Here is a 23,330-nt window from a genome sequence, read left to right on the forward strand (position 1 = left end):
GTCCGGCTGAAGACACGTCAACTCGGTGCGTGGGCAAGGCACCACAGCCACAGGGGGTACGCCATGGCCGCAAGGCCGCTCGTCGCCAGGCAGCCGAACGAACGACTGCAGGCGCTCATCCAGGAAGCGGGCTGCTCCAACGCGGGGCTCGCCCGTCGGGTCAACATGTGCGGCGCGGAGCACGGACTCGATCTCCGCTACGACAAGACGTCCGTCGCGCGCTGGCTGCGCGGACAGCAGCCGCGGGGCCGTGCTCCCGCGATCATCGCCGAGGCCCTCGGCCGCAAGCTGGGCCGTACGGTCACGATCGACGAGATCGGCATGGCCAACGGCAAGAACCTCGCGTCCGGCGTGGGCCTGCAGTTCTCGCCGACGGTCCTGGGAGCGGTCGAGCAGGTCTGCGAGCTGTGGCGCAGCGACGTGGGGCGGCGGGACTTCCTCTCCGGGTCGTCCGTGGCCGCCTCCGCGCTCGTCGAGCCCAGCCGGGACTGGCTGATCTCCGCGCCGGACTCCCAGGTGGCGAGGTCGGCGGGGCCGCGCGTGGGCATGGCCGACGTGACGGCGGTGCGCGCGATGACCCAGGCGCTCGTCGACCTCGACCACCGGTTCGGCAGCGGGCATGTGCGGCCGGTGGTCGTGCACTACCTCAACAGCGTGGTTTCCGGGCTGCTGGCCGGCTCCTACCGGGAGGCCGTGGGACGGGAGTTGTTCGCGGCCGTCTCCCGACTGACCGAGCTCGCCGGGTACATGGCCGTGGACACCGGGCAACCGGGGCTCGCCCAGCGGTACTACATCCAGGCGCTCCGCCTCGCCCAGGCCGCGGGCGACCGGGCGTACGGCGGTTATGTCCTCGCCGCGTCCATGAGCCACCTCGCCGCGCAGCTCGGGAACCCGCGGGAGATCGCGCAGTTGGCGCGCGCGGCGCAGGAAGGGGCGCGGGGGCGGACCACCCCGCGTGCGGAGTCGATGTTCCACGCGGCGGAGGCGCGCGGACACGCGCTGATGGGCGACGCGCGCGCCGCGCAGGCGGCGGCGGGGAGGGCCGTGGAGTCGCTGGAGGCGGCGGACCCCTTGTCCGGGGACGACCCGGTGTGGATCAAGCACTTCGACGAGGCCTACCTCGCGGACGAGTTGGCGCACTGCCACCGGGACCTCGGACAGGCGGACGCGGCGGCGCGACAGGCGGAGGAGGCGCTGGCCCAGCACCCCGAGTCGCGGGCGCGGCGGCGGGCGATCGGCTATGTGCTCCTCGCCACGGCGCAGGTCCAGCAGCGGGAGGTCGAGCAGGCCTGCCACACGGGGATGAAGGCCGTGGAGTTGCTGGAGTCGCTGCGGTCGAATCGGGGGGCCGAATATCTGGAGGACTTCCAGCAGAGGCTGGAGCCGTTCCGGGAGGAGACGGTGGTCAGGGAGTTCGGGGCGCGGATGGATCTGCAGGCGGCGTAAGGGCTCCGCTGTGAACGGAGGGCGTCGGCCGTATCGCGTGGCGGGTCCGTCTCGGCCCACGCGGCGGGGCCGTGCACGGACGCGGCCCCGCGCCCCTGTGGGCGCGGGTGGTGCGTGGGCGGTCATCCGGACCCGGTAGCGTGAGTCGACGATTCCGCAAGTCCCCCGTTCGTAGGAGTCTCGGTGACGCAGAGTGGACAGGGCGAGGAGCCCTCGGCGCGGACCGCGCACGAAGGCATCGTGCTGCCCTCGGACGGTGGCGCGCCGCTCCATCCGAGCGATCTGCCGCCCGCCCCGCTGCCGCCGGCCCCGGTCCAGCAGTGGGACCAGCGGCCATGGGAGGGCGACGGGGCTGCTGCCGCGCCGACCCCGCCACCGGCCGACCACTGGAACGGCGCGGCGCCCGCGCCGGAGTGGGGCGGCCGGGGGGCACAGGACGCGTACGGCGGTCCGGGTGGTCAGGCCGGGTACGGCGGTCCGGGTGGTCAGGCCGGGTACGGCGGTCCGGGTGGTCAGGCCGGGTACGGCGGCCAGGGCGCGCAGCACGGGCATGACGTGTACGGCACCGGTGGCGCTGGTGGGCATGAGGCGTACGGCGCCGGTGGCGCTGGTGGGCAGGGCGGCGGGATGCCGTTGCCGCCGGAGGGCGCGCAGGGGGCGCAAGGGGCGGCGCAAGCCGGCTCGTACGGTGTCGAGGGGTATGGCGCAGCGGGGGCGGGAGGCTCGTTGCCGCCGGTCGAGGGTGAGGTGTCCCTGACGTCGGCCGCCCCGACGCCTCCGCAGCAGAGCGCGCCGCTGCCGCCCATGGACGAGGGGGCGACCCAGTACATCCCGCATGTGCCGCCGGCCGGGACCATGCCCGGCGACGAGGCGGCGACGCAGTACATACCGCCGGTACCTCCCGCCGCGTCCGTCGAGGAGGCCGCCACGCAGTACCTGCCGCCGGTGGGGCCGGGCGCGCTCCCGCCGGAGGCGTCGGCCGACGCGACGACCTACCTGGGGCGGGTGCCCCACGAGGGCGCCGGGCCGCTGCCACCCACCGCGAACCCCGGACAGCCCCCGCACCGGGCGCCCGCCGGGAACCCGGACGCCGAGGCCACCCAGTACATACCGCCGGTGGCCGGACAGGCGCCTGTCCAGCCCCAGCCGCAGCCGCGACCCCAGCAGTACGGTGCGCCGGCGCAGCAGCAGCCGGACGTGTTCGACAGTCTGTTCCGCAGTGGGCCGGGGGCCGGGGGCGCCGCCGGGAGCACCCAGCAGATGCCGAAGATCGAGCAGCACGCCCAGGCCGCGCCGCCGATGCCGCAGGGCGTGGGCGGCCCCGGCGGCCCCGCCGCCCATGGGGCGCCCGGTGGTCAGGGCGGTCATGGCAGCCACGGTGGGCGGGTCTCCGTGAGACGGGACAGCGGGGGCGGTGGCGGCGGTCGTTCCAGATCCCGCGTGCCGCTCATCGCGCTCGTGGGGGTAGGGATCGCCGTGCTCGGCATCGGGGCGGGTGCCCTGATGTCCGGGGCGGGGAACGGCTCGCCGGAGAGTGACAACAAGCCCGTGTCCGCGTCCGGGGCCGCGCCCGAGGAGTCGGAGTCCGCGGCGGCGGATCCGGCCAGGGAGCAGGCGGCCGCGCTGGACAAGCTGCTGGCGGACAGCGGCGACAGCCGGAGCAGTGTGATCAAGGCGGTCGCGAACATCAAGTCCTGCACCAATCTGGGCCAGGCCGCCACCGATCTGCGGGCCGCGGCCGCGCAGCGGAACGACCTGGTCACCAGGCTCGGCGAGCTGTCCGTGGACAAGCTGCCGGACAACGCGGCCCTCACCACCGCGCTCACCAAGGCGTGGCAGGCCTCCGCCTCCGCCGACAACCACTACGCCGCGTGGGCCGACCAGGCCGCCGGGAAGAAGGGCTGCAGGAAGGGCCAGGCCCGCCCCACCGGCCAGACCCAGGCCGGCAACCAGGCCAGCGGCACCGCCAGCGCCGAGAAGAACAAGGCCGCCAAGCTCTGGAACACGATCGCCACGAAGTACGGCCTGACGCAACGCCAGGCGGTCCAGCTGTAGCCCGGCCGGGGCTCAGTCCCCCGCTTCGATCAGGGTCTTCTCCACGTCGACGAAGCCCCGGCGGGCGGCGACCAGTTGGCCCTCGCGGACGATCTGGAAGGTGACCTCGGGGTTGATCAGGCGGGGGAAGCCGGCCGAGGCGATGAGATCCTCGAAGCGCCAGCGCAGGGGCGGGGTCAGGCCGCCCGTGTCGACCTGCAGACCGTTGTCGAGGACGTGGCGGATCGCCTGGGAGGTCACCTCGCCCTCACCGATCCCCTCGAGGGCGGCCCGCAGGACGGTGTAGGCGATCCACGTGGTCTGCACACCGGGATCCGCCGGATCGATCCGGTTGTCGTCGAACGCGTGCTCCCGGATCACCGCCTTCATCCGGTCCCACCGCTCGTCGGCCTCCACCGGGTACCAGCCGGTGACGTACGACCCCTCGTACGGCCCCGACGCACCCCCGGTCGCGTCGATGACCGTCTGGTCGACGCTCCCTATGACGGTCCCGGTGCGGACCTCCGGGTAGTCGGCGCGGTCGCGGCGGAAGGAGTCCATGAAGGTGAAGGTGCGGTCGCCGAGCGCGGGGACGACGCACCCCTCGGTGGCCGGTTCCGCGGTGGCCCGCCGCAGCGCCTCCCGCGCGTGACCGCCGTACTCCGTGGCGTCCTCGGCGGCCAGCTGGTCCGCCGATCTGCCGTGGCCACCCGAGCGCAGGCCCGAGTCCAGCAACAGCGGCAACTGGTCGCCGGCGATCGAGTCGGGGCGTACGAGGGCGATCGGGCCACAGGCCTGGGAGAGCTGTTGGCCGAGGCCGGCCATGAGCGCGGCCTGGCCGCCGTTGACCGGATAGGACAGGGCGCTGGCGAACTCGTCGTCGGTGACGCCGTAGCCGCCGATGTAGGGGATGCCCGCGGACTCCAGCGGGGCGAGGAAGGCGCGGCCGTGCTGGCTGTAGGAGCCGACGACCGCGACGACGTCCTGCGCGGCGGCGCGCCGGGCGCACTTCGCTGCGGCCACGGTCTCGTTCCGGTCGTTGCAGGTGAGGACCTTCAGCTCGCGGCCGTTGATGCCGCCGTTGGCGTTGATCCAGCGGGCGTACGCCTTGGCCATGGCGGGCATGCCGGGCTCGTTGGTGGCGGCCGTCTTCTCCGGGGCCCAGGTCATGACGGTGACCGGGCCGCCCCCGGAGCCCCCCGTGGCCCCGGGGACCACCCCGCACCCGGCGACGAACGCCGCGCACGCCGCCAGCGTGGTCGCGCGGGCCAGGCCTTTGAGGAAACCGCTGGAGAAACCGCTGGAGAGACCCTTGCTTCGGCCTTTGCCGAGGCCTCGGGCGCGGCCTTGGGGGAGGAGGGTCCGTCGTGCCTGGGAGCCGGTCATGGGTCCGCACGCTTCCGTCACATTGCCAACCCGGGCGTGACGGGTGGTCAACGGGAGGTGACCGGAAGGTGAATTACGGGGAGCTACGATCGTATTTTCGAGTGGTTTCAGAGAGGAATGCGTGATCGATGACCGTCCAAGGTCCGGAGACCCCTTCCCGTCGCGGGCGTCGCTCGTTCACCATGGGCGGCATGCCACTGAATGACATGCCGTGGTGGCGCTGGCGCAGCAATGTGCGCTCCGCGCTGCACATGCTCTCCGACCCCGCGTTCCAGCAGAACGTCTGGCTGGCCGGTGTCGACGGGTACGGGGACGTCACCGACGCCGTGTACCGCCTGGTCGAGGACACCTGGCTGGACAACTGGTCGGCCGAGAAGTACGTGGGCACGATCTTCCGTGACGCCCAGGAGGCGGCCCTCGTCGACACCGCCGTGCTGCGGGTGCTGCGGATCATGCACCAGGTCGGCCCGGACGCCCCCGTCTCCGCGTACCTCGACCACGAGGCCTGGCCCGACGCCGTCCGCGCCGCCCGCGAGGCCCATGTGCGCCTCTCGGTGAGTGACGGGGAGGATCCGGACACACCGCCGCGCACGCTCGAGGTGCTGCGGATCATGACCAGGGCGGCGTAGGGACGTAAGTCGGAGGGTCGGAAGGGCGGAGGGTCGGAGGGGTGCGGGCGGGCCGGCCGGCCCGGGGGGCGTGCGCGATCCGGAGGCCGTGCGCTGATCCAGGGGCGTGCGCTGATCTGGAGGTCGTGCGTTGGTCCGGTCTTCGGAACGATTGCCGGCATGGGTACGCCATATGGGACCCTGTCGGGCATGAACGAGCAGTCCACCCGAGCCGCGGCGCCCGCCGACCAGTACATCCTCACCCTCGCCTGCCCGGACAAGCAGGGAATCGTGCACGCCGTGTCGAGCTACCTCTTCATGACCGGCTGCAACATCGAGGACAGTCAGCAGTTCGGCGACCACGACACGGGTCTGTTCTTCATGCGCGTCCACTTCTCGGCGGAGGCCCCGGTGAGCGTGGACAAGCTGCGGGCCAGTTTCGCGGCGATCGGTGACTCCTTCCAGATGGACTGGCAGATCAACCGGGCCGACGAGAAGATGCGGATCGTCCTGATGGTCAGCAAGTTCGGGCACTGCCTGAACGACCTGCTGTTCCGGGCGAGCACGGGTGCGCTGCCGGTGGAGATCGCGGCGGTCGTCTCCAACCACACCGACTTCGCCGAGCTGGTGGGGTCGTACGACGTCCCCTTCCACCACATTCCGGTGACCAGGGACACCAAGGCCGACGCGGAGGCGCGGCTGCTGGAGATCGTGCGCGCGGAGAACGTCGAGCTGGTCGTTCTGGCCCGTTACATGCAGGTCCTCTCCGATGATCTCTGCAAGCAGCTCAACGGCCGCATCATCAACATTCACCACTCCTTCCTGCCGAGCTTCAAGGGCGCGAAGCCGTACCACCAGGCGCACGCTCGGGGTGTGAAGCTGATCGGGGCGACGGCGCACTATGTCACCGCCGACCTCGACGAAGGGCCGATCATCGAGCAGGAGGTCGAGCGGGTGGGGCACGGGGTGACCCCCGAGGGGCTCGTCGCGATCGGGCGGGACGTGGAGTGCCAGGCGCTGGCACGGGCGGTCAAGTGGCACGCCGAGCGCCGGATCCTGATGAACGGGCGCCGGACGGTCGTCTTCGCGTAGGGGCTCCGCCGGGCGGGGGCGCCGGAGAGTTCGGGGATTCCTGTGCTTCGGCGGGCGCGGGTCGTGTGTGTCGCTCGCGCAGTTCCCCGCGCCCCTGGGGGTGACCCGGCGGTCACCAGGGCTCTTCCCGCCTACACGCGGCTGAGTGCTATACGCGGCACACGTGGCTGAGTGCTACATGCGGCTGAGCGCCGCCGCTGCGAACAGGACGTCCCTGATGGCCTCGCGGTCGCCGTCCTGGCCCGCCGCCGCCTCCTCCGGTGGGACGTGTCCGGCGGTGAGCCGGCAGAACTCGACGCCGTCGAGGGCCACGTGGGCCACCTCGTGGTCGGCGGAGCCGAGGGCCGCGGGGGAGTCGAGGGGGATGAGCCATTCGCCGCCGCCGGAGCCCTCGATCTCCAGGCGGAGGCTGCGGCCGGGGGTTCCGGCCGGTACGAGGTGGCGGCCGGTCGGGGGCGAGGCCAGCCCCGTCCGGCGGCGCTCGGCCAAGGACGCCGGGAGCATACGGGCCGCCAGGTCGATCATGCCGTGCAGATGGCGGCCGGAGGGTGGTTCGTAGGGGTAGTCCACGGCCTCGGCGATGTCCTCCGCGTGGATCCAGCACTCGAAGGCCCGGTCCAGCATCGCGTCCCGGAGCGGGAGCGCGAAGCCGCCGTACGACACCGTCGGCAGGTCCGAGCCGCCGCGGTCGGAGCCGTCCGCGCCGGAGCCGTCGGCGAAGGCCGTCGTGCGGATGATGGTGTGGCTCTGTGCCCGCCAGGGCGCGCGGACGGTGTGGGTGGGCGGGAAGTGGGACGCCTTCCAGTACGCCTCGGTGCGCGCTTGCGGTGTACCACCGTCGGGGTCCGCCTCCAGCGACGTGAGCGGGTCGTCCAGGCCCAGCGCGGCCGCGACGAGCCCGTCGACGGTGAGCAGGTGGGCGATGACCCCGGCCACGGTCGTACGCCGGCTCACCGGCCCCTCGCCCTCGAACCAGCGCAGCCGCACGGGGGCGTGCCAGTCGGCGGTCCCGATGTCCTGCAGCAACGCGTCCAGCCGTGCGGTCTCCGCGTCGTACGGGGTGGCCCAACGCGGCACGGGGATGCGCGGTGGGCGCCGACCCAGACAGACGTCCAGGACCTGGGTCCGCAGCGACGGATCAAGATCGAGGCTCTCCGGTGGGTGCAGCAGCCCCACGGCCTCCCGCAGCCGCCGCGCCTCGTCCGCGCATCCTCCGCACGCCCCGAGGTGCTCCTCGACGGCCAACGCCTCCTCCCCCGAACACGCCGCCAACGCCCACGCCCCGAGCAACGCCTTCAGCACGCGGTGCTCCAGGAAGAGGGGGGAGGGGTGCGGGTGCGTGGGAGGAGTAGGGAGGGCGGACGGCACGACAGTGGCCGACTCGGGTCCAGGGCGCGCGGACGGCTCCGGTCCGGATACGGGCGCGGAGTGACTCGGCGGCTTTGGTTCGAGTTGGGAGCGCGCCGACTGCGCCGACTGCGCCGACTGCGCCGACTGCGCCGACGGCCCCGGCTCGGACTCCGGACGGGCTTGCCGCCCAGATTCGCCTTCTCGGCGCGCTGAAGGTGCCGGTTCGGGTTTCGACTCTGTCGGCGACCCCGGGTCGGGCGCGGGCTTCGGGCGCGCCGAGGGACCCGGCTCAGTTTCCGGGTGTGCAGGAGGCTCCGGCTTGGGTTCCGGGTGGGTCGGAAGCCTCGGCTCCGGATCGTGGCGTGCCGACGGACCCGGGTCAAGCCCGGGCTCCGGGTGCGTCGGTGGCTTCGGGGCGGGGGCGGGCCGTGCCGACGGCCTCCGCTCGGGCTGCGGGTCCGGTAGCGGCAGTCCCGTGTCCTCCACGGACGCCCGCGGCAGCGGTATGCGCGGCGGTCCGACCGGCTCGTCGCCCCCGCCGTCCCGAGGTCCGTCCGGGCCGCCCGGGCCACCGAACCGGCCGGGCCCACCCGGCCGACCCGGCCCGCCCGAGCCGCTGTCGGACCCCACCGGCTCGCGTGCGCCGCCCATGGCGTCCCGGCCGCTCGCCCCGTTTCCGCCACCCGCGTCGGCCTCGCCGGCTGTCTCGGAGCCGTCCGATCCACAGGCGTCGCCGGGCCCTCGCGCGTCGTCCCCGCTCAACGGCCCCTCATCCGGTGACCCCTTGCCGCCGCCGGTCCGGGCCGGGCCACGCCCACTCTCCCCACCAGTTCCCCGCGGCGCACTGCCCCAGCCCGACGGCCCTCCACCCGACAACCCCTCGTCGTCCATGGGCCACCTGGCCGCCGGCACCCCGCCGCGCGGCGGGCGGGCCGGGGTGTCCTCGGGGGCCCGGGCCGTCGGGTCTTCGTGGGGTGCCCCGAAGCGGGGCTGCTCCAGGTCGCCCGAAGAGGTCCCGGGGCCGGGCTGTTCCGGGGTCTCCTCAGGGCACCCGGGGCGGGGCTGCTCCGGGGCCTCGTCCGGGGGCCCGGAGTGCGGGGTCGGGTCGGTCATGTCATGGCTCCGGGTTCCGGTGGGGTTCCGGAGGGGTGGGTGTCGTGGGCGGTGGAGAGGAGTTGGAGGCCGAGGCGGAGGCGGCGGCGGGCCTCGTCCTCGGTGACACCGAGGTCGGTGGCGGTCTGTCGGTAGTCGCGGCGCTGGAAGTAGGCGAGTTCGAGGGCTGCCCGCAGCGGTGTGGGCATGGCCTGAACTATGTAGTCGGCGCGGGCGGCGACCGAGGCGCGGTGGACCTTGAGTTCCAGGTCCTCGGCGGTGCCCTCGCCGCCCCGGGCGAGCGCGGCGGTCTCGGTGGCGCGCAGCCGCTGCACGGCCAGGCGGTGGGTCAACGCGGCGACCCAGGAACGGAGGGGGCCCTGCTGGGGGTCGTACTCCTGGGGGTTCTCCCAGAGTTGGAGGAACACCTCGCGGGTGATGCCGTCGGCGGCCCGCTCGTCACCGAGGACGCGATGGGCGAGACCGTGCACGAGGGACGCGAACCGGTCGTACAGCTCACCGAGCGCCGCCGCCTCGCCGCGCGCCAGCCGCTGCTGCATCCTGCGGTCCCAGCGGGGCGGTGCGTCCACCGTCGCCATGTGGCCCCCTCACCTGCTCGTACCTGCGCCGTTCCTGATGACCGCCGAGCCGTGGACCCCGTGTCCACCCGGCCTGGTTCCAGCCCGATTCCAGCCTCTGTGCCCTGCCGTCCCGAATGTAGTTGGCACGGATGACCGCGCACGCCCCTTTATGGCAATGTGCGCCCCTCACGCTGCCGGAGGTGGTATTGACCTCCTCCGTTAACCGCTTTCTCCCCGCCCACGTGGGCGTCTGCCCGCCTTTCGCGTCCCTGTGCGACGTGGTACAGCCCCTGCGCTGCACGAACCCGACCGCTCGGGGCCACATTGGAGCTGCATCACGATCACTACTAGCCCGTCTCTGATCCATTTTTGATCAATATTCGATCATCTGTGACCGTACTCGATGGAAATCGCACCGAAAAGGCCCCTGAAATGGCTCGCATACCACGCGCTTTCGGCGGGCCACGGGTGTTTCATGGAACGACGGCGGGGCAGCCGCGCAGCAGGAAGCGGTGCAGTGGCTTCCGGTTCGGCGACTGAGAGGCATCGCGGTGGCGTTCGAAGTGACCGACAGCGGGCACGGTGAGTGGGCCGTGCTGCGTGTGTCGGGAGAGATGGATCTGGTCACGTCGCCCGTGCTCCGCCAGCGGGTGCACGAGGCGGTGGCCGACGGTCGTCGAAATATCGTCCTCGACCTCTCCGGAGTCGTCTTCTGCGACTCCAGCGGTGTGGGGGTGCTCATCGCCACCCGGCGGCTGATGCGTTCCTGCCGGGGCCGCCTGAAGCTGATCCTCCCCGCCGACGGCGCCGCGGGCGGTGGCCCGGCGCAGGGCGCGCACGTCAACCGCGTCCTCGCCGCCCTCGGCGTCCGCCGCCTCTTCGACGTGCACCCGGACGTCCCCTCGGCGGTCGCACCGGAGTCCGACGGCGAGGCCGATCCCCTCTCGGCCTGAAGGCCGCCCCCACCCGGTCCCCGGTGAGCAGCACACATGTGTGCGCCCCCCCACCCGTAGGCGCCTCGGGGGCCATACTGTTGTCCCAGAATTCCCGCAGTCTTGGTACAAGCGCCGCTTTCCGCTCCGCCTTCGGCCCCCGGCGTCGTACGCTCCCTGCGAGAAGCACCCCACTTGACGTTAGGCGGGCCCGAAGAGACATGGTCAGCAGCGAGTACGAGCGCAAAATCGCCGCCCGGTTCGCCACCTTCGACCAGGACGGCAACGGCTGGATCGACCGCGAGGACTTCAACGCGGCGACCAAGGCGGTTCTCGGCGAGTTCGCCACCACCGCCCGGTCGGACAAGGGCCAGGCCCTGTACGGCGGCGCCGAGGCCTTCTGGCAGGGCATGGCCGGAATAGCGGACCGGGACGGCGACCAGCGCATCACCCGGGACGAGTTCGTGAACGGCGCGGTCAAGCGGTTGCGGGACAACCCCGACCGGTTCGCCGAGATCGCCCGCCCTTTCCTGCACGCGGCGCTCGCCGTCGCGGACGCCGACGGGGACGGCACGGCCACGGTCGAGGAGACCGCCCGGGTTCTCAAGGCCCTCGGTGTCCCCGCGGAGACCGCCACCGCGACCGCCACCGCCCTCGACACGGACGCCGACGGCAAGGTCAGTGAGTCGGAGATCGTGACGGCGTTCGCGCGCTACTTCACCGTGCCCGAGTAGTCACGATCGACGAGCGGCAGCGTACGAACGACGGGCCGAGCACGAGCGGCCGAGCACATGTGCTCGGCCGCTCGTGATCGGTCGCATGTGACCGAGCGGGCGACCCGCCGCCGAACCGCTCAGGAAAAGCGTTCCCTCAGCTTGTACTTCAGCACCTTCCGCAGGGTCTCGTTGCGCGGGAGGGCGTCCACCACCTCCACCTGCTCCGGCAGCTTGTGGACGGACAGCCCTTCCGCGCGCAGATGGCCGGTGACGTCGCGCAGGGTCAAGGGGGGCGCTCCGGGCGGTTGTTCGACGACCGCGCAGACCCGTTCCCCCCGCTCCGCGTCCGGAAGGCCGATCACCGCCACGTCCTGGACGGCCGGATGCCGGTGCAGCAGATCCTCGATCTCCTTCGCCGAGATGTTCTCGCCCTTGCGGATGATGACGTCCTTCAGCCGCCCGGTCAGCACCAGATGTCCGCTGTCGGTGAGATGCCCGAGATCGCCCGTGACGAAGAAGCCGTCCGCGTCGAAGGCCGCAGCCGACTGCGCCGGGTCCAGATACCCCTGGCAGACGGCCTCCCCGCGCAACCGCACCTCCCCGTTCTCCGCGATCCGGATCTCCATCCCCTCCGGCGGCCGCCCCTCCGTCGTCGCCAGGTTCTCCGCCGTGTCGTCCGGCGCCCCCATCGTGATCATCGGGACCTCCGTCATGCCGTACCCGTGGGTGAGCCGCACCCCCATCTCCCGTACGACCGCGTGGTAGAGCTCGGGCGGCTTCGGCGCCCCGCCGCCCGCGAGCAGCCGTAGCGACGGGACGACCGGTTCGCCCGGCTGCTTGCGCTGCTCGGCCAGGAACATCGAATAGAACGCCGTCGACCCGCCCGCCACCGTCACCCCGTGCTTGCGGTACGCCTCCAGCGCGGCCGGCAGAGCGAAGTGCTCGAACATCACCGCCGGCAAGCCGTACAGCAGGAGCATCACCATGTAGTCGGGGCCGCCTATGTGCGCGTACGGGAAGGCGATCGAGCCGACGTCGTCCTGGGTGAGCCGTAGGGCGTGGGCGAGGCAGGAGCCGCCCGCGATCAGCGAACGGTCCGTGTGCAGGACGCCCTTGGGGTCGGAGGTGGTGCCCGAGGTCCAGTAGATCCAGCGGACGGAGGTGCCGTCGGTGGGCGGGGCGGGGAGCGCCGACGGGTCGCCGTCCGGGAGGCGGTCGTACGCCTCGAAGATCCCTCGCGCCTCCAGCCGCCGGGCCATGTCCGTGTGGTCGAAGCCCCGCCACTCGCCCGGCACCGCGAAGAACTCCGCCCGGGACTCCCGCAGCGCGAAGCCGACCTCGCGGTCACGGTAGAAGGGGATGACCGGAGACTGGACGGCGCCGAGGCGGGCCAGGGCGAAGGAGAGCACGACCGTCTCGATCCGGGTGGGCAACTGCCAGGCGACGACCGCGCCGGGGCGTACGCCCTTGTCGTACAGGCCGGCGGCCACCCGCTCGGCGCGGGCGCGCAGCTCGCCGAAGCTGAGCGTGCGGTCGTCCTGGAGGAGGACAGGCCGGTCGGGGGTGAGGTCGGCGCGGCGGGCGAGGAGCTCCCAGAGGGTGCGGGACTCGCTGAGCGCGTGGGCGGTGTCGGTCACGGAGGCCCCCTGCCGAATCAAGCTGACGAGGTGTCAGATTGTGGGCAGAGCGTAGGGCCGGGCGCCTTGTCGGTCCAGGGGTGCGCCACTAGCCTGCTGAGGAGGACCTAACTGACGGTCCGTCAGAAATGGCCCGCTGGAGGGGACCCATGACCGAACTGCCCCGCATCATCAGCGTCGACGACCATGTGATCGAGCCCGCGCACCTCTTCGAGACCTGGCTGCCGGAGAAGTACCGCGACCGGGGTCCGAAGCCCCTCACCGCCGGGATCGGCGAGCTCGCGTACGTCGGGGGCAAGTACCAGATCACGATGGACCCGGAGGGGCCGCCGACCGACTGGTGGATCTACGAGGACCTCAGGTTCCCGTACAAGCGGAACATCGCGGCCGTCGGGTTCGACCGGGACGAGATGACGCTGGAGGGGATCACCCGCGAGGAGATGAGGCGCGGCTGCTGGGACCCGAAGGCCCGGCTGGCGGACATGGACCTCAACCACGTCGAAGCCTCGCTCTGCTTCCCGACCTTCCCGCGCTTCTGCGGGCAGACCTTCGCCGAGGCGCACGACAAGGAGGTCGCCCTGGCCTGCGTCCGCGCCTACAACGACTGGATGGTCGAGGAGTGGTGCGGCGACAGCGGCGGCCGGCTGATCCCCCTGTGCCTGATCCCGCTGTGGGACATCGACCTGGCCGTCGCGGAGATCCAGCGGAACGCCGCCCGGGGCGTCCGGGCGGTCACGTTCTCCGAGATCCCCACCTACCTCGGCCTGCCCTCCATCCACTCCGGCCACTGGGACCCCTTCTTCGCGGCCTGCCAGGAGACCGGCACGGTCGTCAACATGCACATCGGCTCCAGCTCCCAGATGCCGGCCGCCTCTCCGGACGCCCCGCCCGCCGTCCAGGCCTCGCTCTCCTTCAACAATGCGATGGCCTCGATGATGGACTTCCTCTTCAGCGGGGTCCTCGTGAAGTACCCCCGCCTCAAACTCGCCTACAGCGAGGGGCAGATGGGCTGGATCCCGTACGCCCTGGAGCGCGCCGACGACGTCTGGGAGGAACACCGCGCCTGGGGCGGCGTGCGCGACCTGATCCCCGAGCCTCCGTCGACGTACTACTACCGGCAGATGTTCTGCTGCTTCTTCCGCGACAAGCACGGGGTCGCCTCGCTGGACGTCGTCGGGCGGGACAACGCGACCTTCGAGACCGACTACCCGCACGTCGACTCGACCTTCCCGCACACCAAAGAGGTCGCCCTCGACCATGTGAAGGGTCTCGACGACGAGACGGTCTACAAGCTCATGCGCGGCAACGCGATCCGCATGCTCGGCCTGGGCTTCGACAAGTAGCGCGGGACGGCGGCTGTCATGGATCTCGCGTACACGGCCGAGGAGGAGGCGTTCCGGGCGCGGCTGCGGGAGTGGCTCGCGAAGGTGCTCCCCACACTGCCGCCGAAGCCGTCGCCCGACGACTGGACGGGGCGGCGCGCGTACGACCTCGGCTGGCAGCGGACGCTGTACGACGCCGGGTACGCCGACGTCCACTGGGACGCCTCGCCGACCACCCGGTTGATCTTCCTGGAGGAGACCGAGAGGGCGGGTGCCCCTTATGTGGGCGCCAACTTCGTGGGCCTGCTGCACGCGGGGCCCACGATCGCCGCCGAGGGCACCACGGAACAGCGGGAGCGCTGGCTGCCGCCGATCCTGCGGGGCGAGGAGGTGTGGTGCCAGGGGTTCAGCGAACCGGACGCCGGGTCGGACCTCGCGGCACTGCGGACGCGGGCGCGACGGGACGGCGACGCCTATGTGGTCAGCGGGTCCAAGATCTGGACCTCGCACGCCGAAGTCGCCGACTGGTGCGAGCTGCTGGTGCGGACGGACGGGGAGGCGCCGAAGCACCGGGGCATCTCCTGGCTGGCGATGCCGATGGACGCGCCCGGCGTGACCGTGCGTCCGCTGCGCACGCTCGCCGGTTCCACGGAATTCGCCGAGGTGTTCCTGGACGAGGTGCGCGTGCCGGTCGCCAACCGCGTGGGCGCGGAGAACGACGGGTGGCGGGTGACCATGGTGACGCTGTCGTTCGAGCGGGGGACCGCGTTCGTTGGTGAAGTGGTCGCCTGTCGCCGGGTGTTGGGCGAGCTGGCGCGGGAGGCGCGGGCGAACGGGGTCTGGGACGACTCCGATGTGCGGCGGCGGCTCGGGCGGTTGAACGCGGAGTTCCGGGCGTTGTGGCGGCTCACGCAGTGGAACGTGAGCGAGGGGGAGGCTTCCGGCGGGGTGCCGGGGGTGGGGGGCTCGGTGTTCAAGCTGAGGTATTCGCGGGCGCGGCAGGGGCTGTTCGACGTGGCGGCGGAGGTCTTGGGGCCGGATGCGCTGGATCTGGGGCGTGGGTGGGTTCTTGATCGGCTGAGTTCGTTGTCGTACACGATCGCCGCGGGGACGTCCGAGATTCAGCGGAACATCGTGGGGGAGCGGATATTGGGGCTGCCGAAGGGGTGAACCGGGGTGAGGGCGCCTCGTAGCCCGGGGTGCTGGGGTGGGTTGGCGGGTGCCGGTCCGGTGGGGCTTCTCGCGCAGTTCCCCGCGCCCCGCAAAAGCGGGGCGTGTCGCACTGCTCGGCGGTGAAGAAGGGCTGTTGGCTTATGCGGTTTCAACTGACCAAGGAGCAAACGGCGTTGAAGTACGGCTTCCGGGAGGTGCTGGCGCGGCGCTTCGGGGCGGAGGAGTTGCGGGCCGCCGTCGACGGGGGTGGCGGGCTGGACCGGAGGCTGTGGCGGGAGTGGGGGGCGGTGGGGTTCTTCTCCCTGCGGCTGGCCGAGAACGAGGGCGAGGGCGGGGTCGGACTCGGGGTGCCGGAGGCCGTGTTGGTGTTCGAGGAGGCGGGGCGCGCACTACTGCCCGGACCGCTCGTGGCCACGCATCTCGCGGCGGGGATGGTGCCGGGGGCGGCGACCGGGGAGACCGTGGTGACCGCTGTCGGGGGTGGCGGTCTGGTGGAGTGGCTGGACGAGGCCGACGTGGTGACCGGGGACGCGGGCGGGGCCGTACCGCTGCGATCGGTGGATCCGTTGACGCCGTTGCATCGAGTGCCGGGGGGTGGTTCCGCCGCCCGTCCTGATGATCTGTTCGTACTGCTCACCGCCGCCGAGCAGGTGGGTACGGCGGTCCGGGCCTGTGAGGCTGCCGTGCAACACGCCCGGACCCGGGAGCAGTTCGGGCGAGCGGTCGGCGCGTTCCAGGCGGTCAAGCACCTCTGCGCCGAACTGCTGGTCCGCGTCGAGGTCGCCCGAGTGGCGGTCTACGCGGCGGCCGTGACCCTGGATCCGGTGGACATCGCGGCGGCTCGGCTGCTGGCCGACGAGGCGGCGGTGCGCGGCGCGCGCGACTGTCTCCAGGTGCACGGCGGTATGGGGTTCACCTGGGAGGCAGACGTACACCTGTGTCTGAAGCGGGCGTGGGTACGGGCAGAACGTGGCGGATCGATTACGGAGAGTGAGGAATTGTTGGCGGGTGAACTGCTGGTCGAGACGGCGTGAGCGTCCTGACCAGGGCGGCTGCGGAAGTGTGTGGCAGGGACGCGGCCGAATGTCGCGGAACGTGGCATACCGGAATTACCGAGCGTTGATACCGGGTTGTGTCCTAGGTGTGACTTGTCACGGCCTGGAGTCGGTGTCGTACTCCGGTACCTTCTGGGGGATGCGAGTGGTTCCGAGGTTGAGCCGAGCCGGTGTTGCCCCTGTGGCGGCATCGGAACCGGCGGTGCCCGCCGCTCGTGAAGTGGGCCGGAGTCTCGTCGCTCCGGTCTGTTCGACTCCCCGCCATGAGCGTCGCACAGTATGCCGTATGCGTACTCCTTCGCGCTGGAATATGCCCGAAGCGCTTGTTGGGGTGACTGTACGTCAACCATGCTGTCCTGTAAGGGGATCACGTTCCGTGACCCCCGTGCCGATGGTGTCGACGGCGGTGGCGTCGGCCAGGCAGCAGATGACCACGATCGTGGCCCCTGAGGGGCGTGCGGCGATGTGTCCGCCGGTTCGGATGGTGTGAGCGGTGCAGGTGCTTCAAGTGCAGCTGGAGATCCGGCCCGACCCGACAGAGGTGGGTCGGGCACGGAGATGGGCCCGTTCACGGCTCACCGGGTCCGGGATAGGGATGGACGAGCCACTGGCCGAGACGCTGATCCTCCTCGTCTCCGAGCTGGCCACCAACGCGGTGGTGCACACGGGTCGGCCCGCGGTCCTGCGACTGCTGCTGTCCGGGCTGCGTGACGGTGCCGTCGGCAAGGTGCGTCTGGAGGTCGCCGACACGAGTGCGTGTCCGCCGGCGCCACGGTGCGCCGACGGGGACGAGACGGGTGGGCGCGGTCTCGCCCTCGTCGAGGGCCTCGCCGACCGGTGGGGCTGGTCATACGAGGGCCCCGGCAAGCGCATCTGGTGCGAGCTGGATCGGGTGGTGCCCGGGGCGGCGGGGGTGACTGGGGTCTCCGGTGCGTCGGGTGCGTCGGGTGCCTCGGGCGCGGCTGGGGTTGTGGGTTCGCCGGGGGCCGTGTCGGGTGCGGGTGCGGGTGGCGTGGTCGCCCCGGTCGTCTATCCGGCGTGCGGCGCGGTGACGGGGGTCGCCGCGGTGGCCCAGGAGGACCTGGCGCGCGAGGGGTTGGCGTACGAGGCGGTATAGGCGGGGGTTTCAGGTGGCCCGTCGGTGCAGTGGGCCGGGGGGCGGTTGTGCTGCTCGGCGGTGCGGGGTGCTGCCGCGCCCACCCGTGCCGCCCCAGCGGCACGACTGTCCGCGGCTCGGGGCGTAGCCCTTCCAAGGGTGCGGGGAACTGCGCGACCAGCCACACCGCACCCGCAGTCGCGAAATGGCAGAAGCCCCCGAGCACCTGGGCGCCCGAGGTCGCCCAGCGGGCACACCGTTCGCGCCGCACGGGCCTGCGCCTGGGCGCACGGCGTGGAGGGCCCGGCGGTGGTGGCCGCACCGTGCGCCGGGACGTGCTTCCGTACGCACCGTCGCAACGCGGCTCTGTGGCGGCTGCTCCCCGAACGGGTGTTGACGTGTCGTGTTCGTTTGATCACGCTTGTGCTCAGCGATTCGCTGTGAGGGGACGACGAGGGGCTCGGTGACGGAGGCCCTCGACGAGTGCGGGTCGCGTTTCGGCGTCCGCTCCCGACAGGGCCCGGGAAGCAGGGCGGTACGCCGAAAGCGGATGGCGGCGCGCGGTGCCGTGCTCGGGGCGGGCAGCGGCGCGCCGCCGGCCGGCCCGGACCGCTCGGACGCCCGCAGGCCCCGTGAACCTACAGAATGGCGATCGGCGCCACCGGCGTGCCCGTCGCGCCGACGAACGGCTCGGGCATCGCCGAGAGCAGGAAGTCGTACCGCCCGAGTTCTCCACAGGCTGTGGACAACTCTTCGAGATTCCAGTTCTGCCCCTGCGGCATCCCCATCTCGACCAGGTCGAGCGCGTGCACCGGCAGCCACAGATCCTCGACCTCCGGCGGGAAGATCTCGAACGTCAGCGTGTCATTGGCGACGGCGGCGACATCACGCGCGTGGAACCACTGCGGGGTGCGCAGGGAGAGCCCCGGCGACGGGAAGGCGTAGGCGTGCTTGTCACCGGCGAGGTAGGTCTGGATCTGCCCCGTGCGGACGAGGACGATGTCGCCGGCGCGTACCCGGGTGCCCGCCAACTCCTCGGCAGCGTCCAGGTCTTCGGGGACGACCGCGTGGTTGCCCGGTAGCCGGCCGTCGTCGCGGCCCAGGGCGCGGGGGATGTCGAGGAGCACGCCGCGCGAGACGATGTGCCGCGCCTTGTCGATGCCGGCGAAGGCCGCGCCGCCGTGAGAGGTGATCGTGTCCGCCGGGCGGCCGTTGTAGATCCGGCCCGAGTGCGAGACATGGGTGAGCGCGTCCCAGTGGGTGGCCGCCTGGAGCCCCATGGTCACGGCGTCGTCGCTGCACGCGACGGTGCCCGGACCGAAGATCTCCTGGTTGATCTGCACCATGGCGTGCAGGGGGTTCACCCGGCCCGGCATCATCCCCGTCTGCACGCCGTCCTGTTGAAGGGGCAGCGCGAGCGGGACGCGGCGACCGGAGCGGACGGTGGCGGCCGCCTCCCGTACGACCTCGTCGCTGATCAGGTTGAGCGTGCCGATCTCGTCGTCCGCCCCCCAACGGCCCCAGTTGTTCACGCGCTTGGCGATGTCCGTGAACGCGGCGAACTCCGTGGGCGATGACATCGGCCCTCCCGGGGGCTTGTGTGGGCATATCTGACGGGTCGTAGAATCGCGGTGCGAGCAGATCTAACGGTCCGTCAGAAACCGCGATGAGGGGAAGGGGCCGGGGTGGGAAACTTCTTGGCAGGCAAGGTCGTCGCCGTCACGGGTGCGGGGCGGGGGATCGGCCGGGCGGTCGCCCTCGGCGCCGCCGCCGAGGGCGCGCGGGTCGTCGTCAACGACTACGGCGTGTCCGTCGACGGCTCCGAGCCCACCAGTTCCGTCGCCGAAACCGTCGTCAAGGAGATCGAGGCGGCCGGGGGCGAGGCGGTCGCCGTCGCCGACGACATCTCCACGATGGCGGGCGGACAGCGGGTCGTGGACACGGCGGTCGCGACGTACGGGCGGATCGACGGGGTCGTGTGCGTCGCCGGGATCCTGCGGGAGCGGATGCTGTTCAACATGGCCGAGGAGGAGTGGGACCCCGTCGTCGCCACGCATCTCAAGGGCACGTTCACCGTGTTCCGGGCCGCGTCCGCCGTCATGCGCAAGCAGCGGGCGGGGACCCTGATCGGGTTCACCAGCGGGAACCATCAGGGCTCGGTCTCGCAGGCCAACTACAGCGCCGCCAAAGGCGGGATCATCTCGTTGGTCCGGAGCGCCGCGCTGGGCCTGCACCGGTACGGCGTGACCGCCAACGCGGTGGCGCCGGTCGCCCGTACGCGGATGTCCGCCGGTGTACCGATGGAGCTGACCGAGATCGGTGAGCCGGAGGACGTGGCCGCGTTCGTGGTGTACCTGCTGTCCGACAGGGCTCGGGAGGAGCGGATCACCGGGCAGGTGTACACGGTCGCCGGGCAGAAGATCGCGGTGTGGGCGCAGCCGCGGGAGTTGCGTGCCGCGTATTCCGAAGGGGGCTGGACCCCGGAGAGGATCGCGGAGTTTCTGCCGGGGGCGGTGGGGGTGGATCCGATGCCGATGCTGGAGCGGGTGGAGGCGATGGCTCGGGCCGCGGCGGCTGGGGAGCGGCCGAACGCGTGAGAAGCCCCACCGGACCCGCACCCGACAACGCATCACCATCACCACCACCTTCACCACCTTCATCATCATCACCACCATCACCACCATCACCGCGGCGGTCATTTTGGAGGCGGCATGGACTTCGGGTTCAGTGATGAGGACGAGGCCTTCCGGGCGGACGCGCGGGCTTGGTTGGGGGCGCACGCCGGCGCGGGAGAAGACCGGCGCGCCTGGGAGCGGACGCTCGGCGCCGCCGGATGGATCGGGCTCGGCTGGAGTGAGGGCGGGTACGGGAACCGGACAGCCACGCTCGTCCAACAGGTGGTGTGGGCCGAGGAGTACGCACGGGCCGACGTACCCGCGCGTTCGGGGCACATCGGGGAGAAGTTGCTGGCGCCCACGCTGATCGCGTTCGGCAGTGAGGAGCAGAAGCGGCGGTTCCTGCCGGCCGTGGCGCGCGGCGACGAGCTCTGGTGCCAGGGCTACAGCGAACCGGGTGCGGGGTCCGACCTCGCGAGCGTACGGACGAAGGCGGAGCGGTCGGCCGACGGCTCGTACCGTGTCACCGGACAGAAGATCTGGACCTCGCTCGCCCATGAGGCCGACTGGTGTTTTGTGCTGGCCCGCAGCGAGGCGGGGTCCGAGCGGCACCACGGGCTGTCGCTGCTGCTCGTGCCCATGCACCAGCCGGGCCGGATCGAGGTACGGCCCATCAGGCAGATGACCGGGACCAGCGAGTTCAACGAGGTGTTCTTCGACGGGGCGCACGCCCGCGCGGAGCATGTGGTCGGCGGCGAGGGGAACGGCTGGAGGGTCGCCATGGGCCTCCTCGGCTTCGAGCGCGGAGTGTCGACCCTCGCCCAACAGATCGGCTTCGCACACGAGTTGGCAGACGTCGTCCGGGCGGCCGTGGAGAGCGGCGCGGCGGACGACCCCGTCGTACGCGACCGTCTCGTACGGCAGTGGGCCCGGTTGCGGGTCATGCGGTGGAACGCCCTGCGGACGCTGGGCGGTTCGGAGGGGAGCCGAGAGGGCGGTTCGGGAGGCGGTGGCGGGGACGCCGGCGCGCCGAGTGTCGCCAAGTTGCTGTGGGGGCGGTGGCATCGGCGGCTCGGGGAGCTGGCGATGGAGGTGCGGGGCGCAGGGGCGGCGGTGGGGCCGAGAGAGTGGTCGGCGGGGGAGCCGTACGCACTCGATCCGTTCCAGCACCTGTTCCTGTTCAGCCGGGCCGACACCGTCTACGGCGGTTCGGACGAGGTGCAGCGCACGATCATCGCCGAGCGGGTGCTCGGTCTGCCGAAGGAGCCGAGAGGTCGAGAGGCCGAGAGGTAGGAGCCATGCGCGGAGTGGTGTTCGACGGGCGGCGGGCCGAGGTCGTCGACGATCTGGACGTACGGGAACCGGACCCGGGCGAGGTGCGGGTGGCCGTCGCCGCCGCCGGGCTCTGCCACAGCGACCTGTCGGTGGTCGACGGGACCATCCCCTTCCCGGTTCCCGTGGTGCTGGGGCACGAGGGGGCCGGGGTCGTCGAGGCGGTGGGCGCCGGGGTCGGGCATGTCCGGCCCGGCGACCACGTGGCCCTGTCCACCCTCGCCAACTGCGGGACCTGCGCCGACTGCGACCGGGGCCGGCCGACCATGTGCCGTCGCGCGATCGGGCGGCCCACCCGGCCGTTCACGCGCGGTGAGCGAGGGGTGTTCCAGTTCGCCGCCAACTCCGCCTTCGCCGAGCGGACGGTGGTCAAGGCCGTGCAGGCCGTACGCATACCGAAGGACATCCCGCTCACCTCCGCCGCGCTCATCGGGTGCGGGGTGCTGACCGGGGTGGGAGCGGTACTCAACCGGGCGCGCGTCGACCGAGGGGACAGCGTCGTCGTGATCGGGGCCGGTGGGATCGGGCTCAACGTGGTGCAGGGGGCGCGGATCGCGGGGGCCACGCGCATCGTCGCCGTGGACGCCAACCCGGAGAAGGAGACGGTGGCCCGGCGCTTCGGGGCCACGCATTTCCTCACCTCCGTGGACGGGGTACGGGACATCCTTCCCGCGGGCGCCGACCACGCCTTCGAGTGCGTCGGCCGCGTCGAACTCATCCGCCAGGCCGTCGATCTCCTGGACCGGCGGGGGCAGGCGGTGCTGCTCGGTGTCCCGGCCGCGACCGCCGAGGCCTCCTTCCTCGTCTCCTCCCTCTACCTGGACAAGTCGATCCTGGGCTGCAGGTACGGCTCCTCCCGCCCCCAACGGGACATCGCCGTCTACGCCGACCTGTACCGGGAGGGCCGGCTCCTCCTGGACGAGCTGGTCACGGCGACCTATCCGGTGGAGGACTTCGCGAAGGCGGCGCAGGACGCGGGGGAGGGGAGGGTGGCGAGGGCGGTGCTCACCTTCTAGCCGCCGGTCTCGCGCGTACGGCGGTCGCGACCACCGACGCCCCGGGCCGTCAGGCGTCCGTGTGCCGCGTGCCGCGTGCCGCGCGCCGTGCGACCCTTCCCGCCCCGGGCCGTCAGGCGTGACCCTGATGGTGTTGGTGACCCGGCACCGGCGGCCGGTACGGAGCGTGGGCGCGGCGGTGGCCTGAGCCGCGCGTGGCTGATTCGGCCGGGTGCGCGCGGAGCAACCGTTTCGGCCAGGGCACACTCCCTCTAGGCGGGGAGGGATGCTGTGATGTCCATGGCAACGTCCGGGGTGACGGGCGAGGGTGCGGTGGGGAAGGGGGCCGCGCCGTCGGCGGTGTCCATGGCGGTGCTGGGTGTGGAGGGGGCGATGCTGTGCGCCGCGCTCTTCGTGGTCGCGCTGGGCAGAAGGCCGCACGCCGAGCCCTGGGAGCCCGGCGGAGCGCTCCTGTTCTCCCCGTTGCTCTTCCTGCTCCTCCTCTTCGCGGCCACCGTGCTGACCGTGGCGTACGTCCTCCCGGCCGTGGCGCTCGCGCACTGGACCGCCCGCCAGCTCACGGGCCGCACCGCCTGGTGGTGGATCCCGCCCGCCTGCAGCCCGTGGGTGCTCCCGGGCCTGGCCGTCCCGTCCTGGCACCTCGCCGCCCTCGGCCTCTACGCGGCCGTCCTGGCCCCGGCCCTGGCGGTACACCACACGGTCGTACGCGCCGACGAGGGCCGGCCCGTCCAGCCCTGCGCGGCGATCCTGACGTGGGGCACGCTGGCCGTGCTGTGCGTGTTGGTCGGGGGCGGGATCGTGGTCGCGGGTTAGCCCATCGGGCGGGCGGTGGGCAAAGGGTGCGGTC

Annotated in this window: 19 protein-coding genes; 14 read left to right on the forward strand and 5 right to left on the reverse strand. The window is 72.1% G+C overall.

The window, feature by feature from the left end:
* Nucleotides 1–63 precede the first annotated feature (63 nt).
* Complete coding sequence (locus ACFY9I_RS10210; protein WP_390999207.1) at nt 64–1,446, forward strand: transcriptional regulator; 1,383 nt, start codon at nt 64–66, stop codon at nt 1,444–1,446.
* Nucleotides 1,447–1,629: 183 nt separating this feature from the next.
* Nucleotides 1,630–3,501, forward strand: a complete 1,872-nt coding sequence (locus ACFY9I_RS10215; protein ID WP_390999210.1) for a hypothetical protein — start codon at nt 1,630–1,632, stop codon at nt 3,499–3,501.
* A gap of 12 nt (nt 3,502–3,513) precedes the next feature.
* Here ACFY9I_RS10215 and ACFY9I_RS10220 read toward each other — a convergent pair whose 3' ends face one another.
* Nucleotides 3,514–4,866: an ABC transporter substrate-binding protein gene (locus tag ACFY9I_RS10220; protein ID WP_390999213.1), complete on the reverse strand. Its 1,353-nt coding sequence runs from the start codon at nt 4,864–4,866 to the stop codon at nt 3,514–3,516.
* Between the two features lie 128 nt (nt 4,867–4,994).
* On the opposite strand from ACFY9I_RS10220, the gene ACFY9I_RS10225 reads away from it, so the two are divergent.
* Complete coding sequence (locus tag ACFY9I_RS10225; protein WP_390999215.1) at nt 4,995–5,495, forward strand: hypothetical protein; 501 nt, start codon at nt 4,995–4,997, stop codon at nt 5,493–5,495.
* 189 nt (nt 5,496–5,684) lie between these two features.
* Nucleotides 5,685–6,566, forward strand: coding sequence for a formyltetrahydrofolate deformylase (purU, locus tag ACFY9I_RS10230; RefSeq protein ID WP_390999217.1), 882 nt, complete (start codon nt 5,685–5,687; stop codon nt 6,564–6,566).
* Nucleotides 6,567–6,740: 174 nt separating this feature from the next.
* Here purU and ACFY9I_RS10235 read toward each other — a convergent pair whose 3' ends face one another.
* Both ACFY9I_RS10235 and ACFY9I_RS10240 read right to left on the reverse strand, forming a co-directional pair.
* On the reverse strand, nt 6,741–8,423 hold the full coding sequence (locus ACFY9I_RS10235; RefSeq protein ID WP_391000352.1) for a zf-HC2 domain-containing protein: 1,683 nt from the start codon (nt 8,421–8,423) through the stop codon (nt 6,741–6,743).
* Between the two features lie 602 nt (nt 8,424–9,025).
* The gene (locus tag ACFY9I_RS10240) at nt 9,026–9,607 is read right to left on the reverse strand and encodes a sigma-70 family RNA polymerase sigma factor (RefSeq protein ID WP_390999220.1); all 582 of its coding nucleotides are present in this window, start codon (nt 9,605–9,607) and stop codon (nt 9,026–9,028) included.
* A 527-nt stretch (nt 9,608–10,134) separates the two neighbouring features.
* Here ACFY9I_RS10240 and ACFY9I_RS10245 point away from each other — a divergent pair.
* Together ACFY9I_RS10245 and ACFY9I_RS10250 are read left to right on the forward strand one after the other, a co-directional pair.
* Entirely contained in the window at nt 10,135–10,542 is a 408-nt protein-coding gene (locus ACFY9I_RS10245; protein ID WP_391000354.1) for an anti-sigma factor antagonist, read from the forward strand.
* 200 nt (nt 10,543–10,742) lie between these two features.
* Nucleotides 10,743–11,255 (forward strand): EF-hand domain-containing protein, encoded by a 513-nt coding sequence (locus ACFY9I_RS10250; protein ID WP_390999223.1) that lies wholly within the window; start codon nt 10,743–10,745, stop codon nt 11,253–11,255.
* A 119-nt stretch (nt 11,256–11,374) separates the two neighbouring features.
* On the opposite strand, the gene ACFY9I_RS10255 is transcribed toward ACFY9I_RS10250, so the two are convergent.
* Complete coding sequence (locus tag ACFY9I_RS10255) at nt 11,375–12,874, reverse strand: AMP-binding protein (RefSeq protein WP_390999226.1); 1,500 nt, start codon at nt 12,872–12,874, stop codon at nt 11,375–11,377.
* Between the two features lie 149 nt (nt 12,875–13,023).
* Between ACFY9I_RS10255 and ACFY9I_RS10260 the strand changes: the two genes are divergently transcribed.
* From ACFY9I_RS10260 to ACFY9I_RS10275, 4 genes are all read left to right on the forward strand, one after another.
* Nucleotides 13,024–14,217: an amidohydrolase family protein gene (locus ACFY9I_RS10260; RefSeq protein WP_390999229.1), complete on the forward strand. Its 1,194-nt coding sequence runs from the start codon at nt 13,024–13,026 to the stop codon at nt 14,215–14,217.
* A gap of 18 nt (nt 14,218–14,235) precedes the next feature.
* Nucleotides 14,236–15,366, forward strand: coding sequence for an acyl-CoA dehydrogenase family protein (locus ACFY9I_RS10265; protein WP_390999232.1), 1,131 nt, complete (start codon nt 14,236–14,238; stop codon nt 15,364–15,366).
* Nucleotides 15,367–15,509: 143 nt separating this feature from the next.
* The gene (locus ACFY9I_RS10270) at nt 15,510–16,403 is read left to right on the forward strand and encodes an acyl-CoA dehydrogenase family protein (RefSeq protein WP_390999235.1); all 894 of its coding nucleotides are present in this window, start codon (nt 15,510–15,512) and stop codon (nt 16,401–16,403) included.
* 562 nt (nt 16,404–16,965) lie between these two features.
* Nucleotides 16,966–17,541: an ATP-binding protein gene (locus ACFY9I_RS10275; protein WP_391000357.1), complete on the forward strand. Its 576-nt coding sequence runs from the start codon at nt 16,966–16,968 to the stop codon at nt 17,539–17,541.
* Nucleotides 17,542–18,158: 617 nt separating this feature from the next.
* Here ACFY9I_RS10275 and ACFY9I_RS10280 read toward each other — a convergent pair.
* Nucleotides 18,159–19,100: a cyclase family protein gene (locus tag ACFY9I_RS10280; RefSeq protein WP_390999238.1), complete on the reverse strand. Its 942-nt coding sequence runs from the start codon at nt 19,098–19,100 to the stop codon at nt 18,159–18,161.
* Nucleotides 19,101–19,205: 105 nt separating this feature from the next.
* On the opposite strand from ACFY9I_RS10280, the gene ACFY9I_RS10285 reads away from it, so the two are divergent.
* The 4 genes from ACFY9I_RS10285 to ACFY9I_RS10300 all read left to right on the forward strand — a co-directional run bounded on the left by ACFY9I_RS10285 (nt 19,206) and on the right by ACFY9I_RS10300 (nt 23,296).
* Nucleotides 19,206–20,117 (forward strand): SDR family NAD(P)-dependent oxidoreductase, encoded by a 912-nt coding sequence (locus ACFY9I_RS10285; protein WP_390999241.1) that lies wholly within the window; start codon nt 19,206–19,208, stop codon nt 20,115–20,117.
* 114 nt (nt 20,118–20,231) lie between these two features.
* On the forward strand, nt 20,232–21,428 hold the full coding sequence (locus ACFY9I_RS10290; RefSeq protein ID WP_390999244.1) for an acyl-CoA dehydrogenase family protein: 1,197 nt from the start codon (nt 20,232–20,234) through the stop codon (nt 21,426–21,428).
* 5 nt (nt 21,429–21,433) lie between these two features.
* Nucleotides 21,434–22,483, forward strand: coding sequence for an alcohol dehydrogenase catalytic domain-containing protein (locus tag ACFY9I_RS10295; protein ID WP_390999246.1), 1,050 nt, complete (start codon nt 21,434–21,436; stop codon nt 22,481–22,483).
* Between the two features lie 273 nt (nt 22,484–22,756).
* On the forward strand, nt 22,757–23,296 hold the full coding sequence (locus tag ACFY9I_RS10300) for a hypothetical protein (protein WP_390999248.1): 540 nt from the start codon (nt 22,757–22,759) through the stop codon (nt 23,294–23,296).
* Nucleotides 23,297–23,330 lie beyond the last annotated feature (34 nt).

This window comes from Streptomyces sp. NPDC012510, assembly GCF_042955065.1.
Taxonomy (GTDB): domain Bacteria; phylum Actinomycetota; class Actinomycetes; order Streptomycetales; family Streptomycetaceae; genus Streptomyces.

What these genes read in the sequence shown, in the direction of transcription:
- ACFY9I_RS10210 (WP_390999207.1), top strand. Translation starts at nt 64, where the DNA reads ATGGCCGCAAGGCCGCTCGTCGCCAGGCAGCCGAACGAACGACTGCAG.
- ACFY9I_RS10220 (WP_390999213.1), bottom strand. Translation starts at nt 4,866, where the DNA reads ATGACCGGCTCCCAGGCACGACGGACCCTCCTCCCCCAAGGCCGCGCC.
- ACFY9I_RS10225 (WP_390999215.1), top strand. Translation starts at nt 4,995, where the DNA reads ATGACCGTCCAAGGTCCGGAGACCCCTTCCCGTCGCGGGCGTCGCTCG.
- purU (WP_390999217.1), top strand. Translation starts at nt 5,685, where the DNA reads ATGAACGAGCAGTCCACCCGAGCCGCGGCGCCCGCCGACCAGTACATC.
- ACFY9I_RS10240 (WP_390999220.1), bottom strand. Translation starts at nt 9,607, where the DNA reads ATGGCGACGGTGGACGCACCGCCCCGCTGGGACCGCAGGATGCAGCAG.
- ACFY9I_RS10250 (WP_390999223.1), top strand. Translation starts at nt 10,743, where the DNA reads ATGGTCAGCAGCGAGTACGAGCGCAAAATCGCCGCCCGGTTCGCCACC.
- ACFY9I_RS10260 (WP_390999229.1), top strand. Translation starts at nt 13,024, where the DNA reads ATGACCGAACTGCCCCGCATCATCAGCGTCGACGACCATGTGATCGAG.
- ACFY9I_RS10265 (WP_390999232.1), top strand. Translation starts at nt 14,236, where the DNA reads ATGGATCTCGCGTACACGGCCGAGGAGGAGGCGTTCCGGGCGCGGCTG.
- ACFY9I_RS10270 (WP_390999235.1), top strand. Translation starts at nt 15,510, where the DNA reads ATGCGGTTTCAACTGACCAAGGAGCAAACGGCGTTGAAGTACGGCTTC.
- ACFY9I_RS10280 (WP_390999238.1), bottom strand. Translation starts at nt 19,100, where the DNA reads ATGTCATCGCCCACGGAGTTCGCCGCGTTCACGGACATCGCCAAGCGC.
- ACFY9I_RS10290 (WP_390999244.1), top strand. Translation starts at nt 20,232, where the DNA reads ATGGACTTCGGGTTCAGTGATGAGGACGAGGCCTTCCGGGCGGACGCG.
- ACFY9I_RS10295 (WP_390999246.1), top strand. Translation starts at nt 21,434, where the DNA reads ATGCGCGGAGTGGTGTTCGACGGGCGGCGGGCCGAGGTCGTCGACGAT.
- ACFY9I_RS10300 (WP_390999248.1), top strand. Translation starts at nt 22,757, where the DNA reads ATGTCCATGGCAACGTCCGGGGTGACGGGCGAGGGTGCGGTGGGGAAG.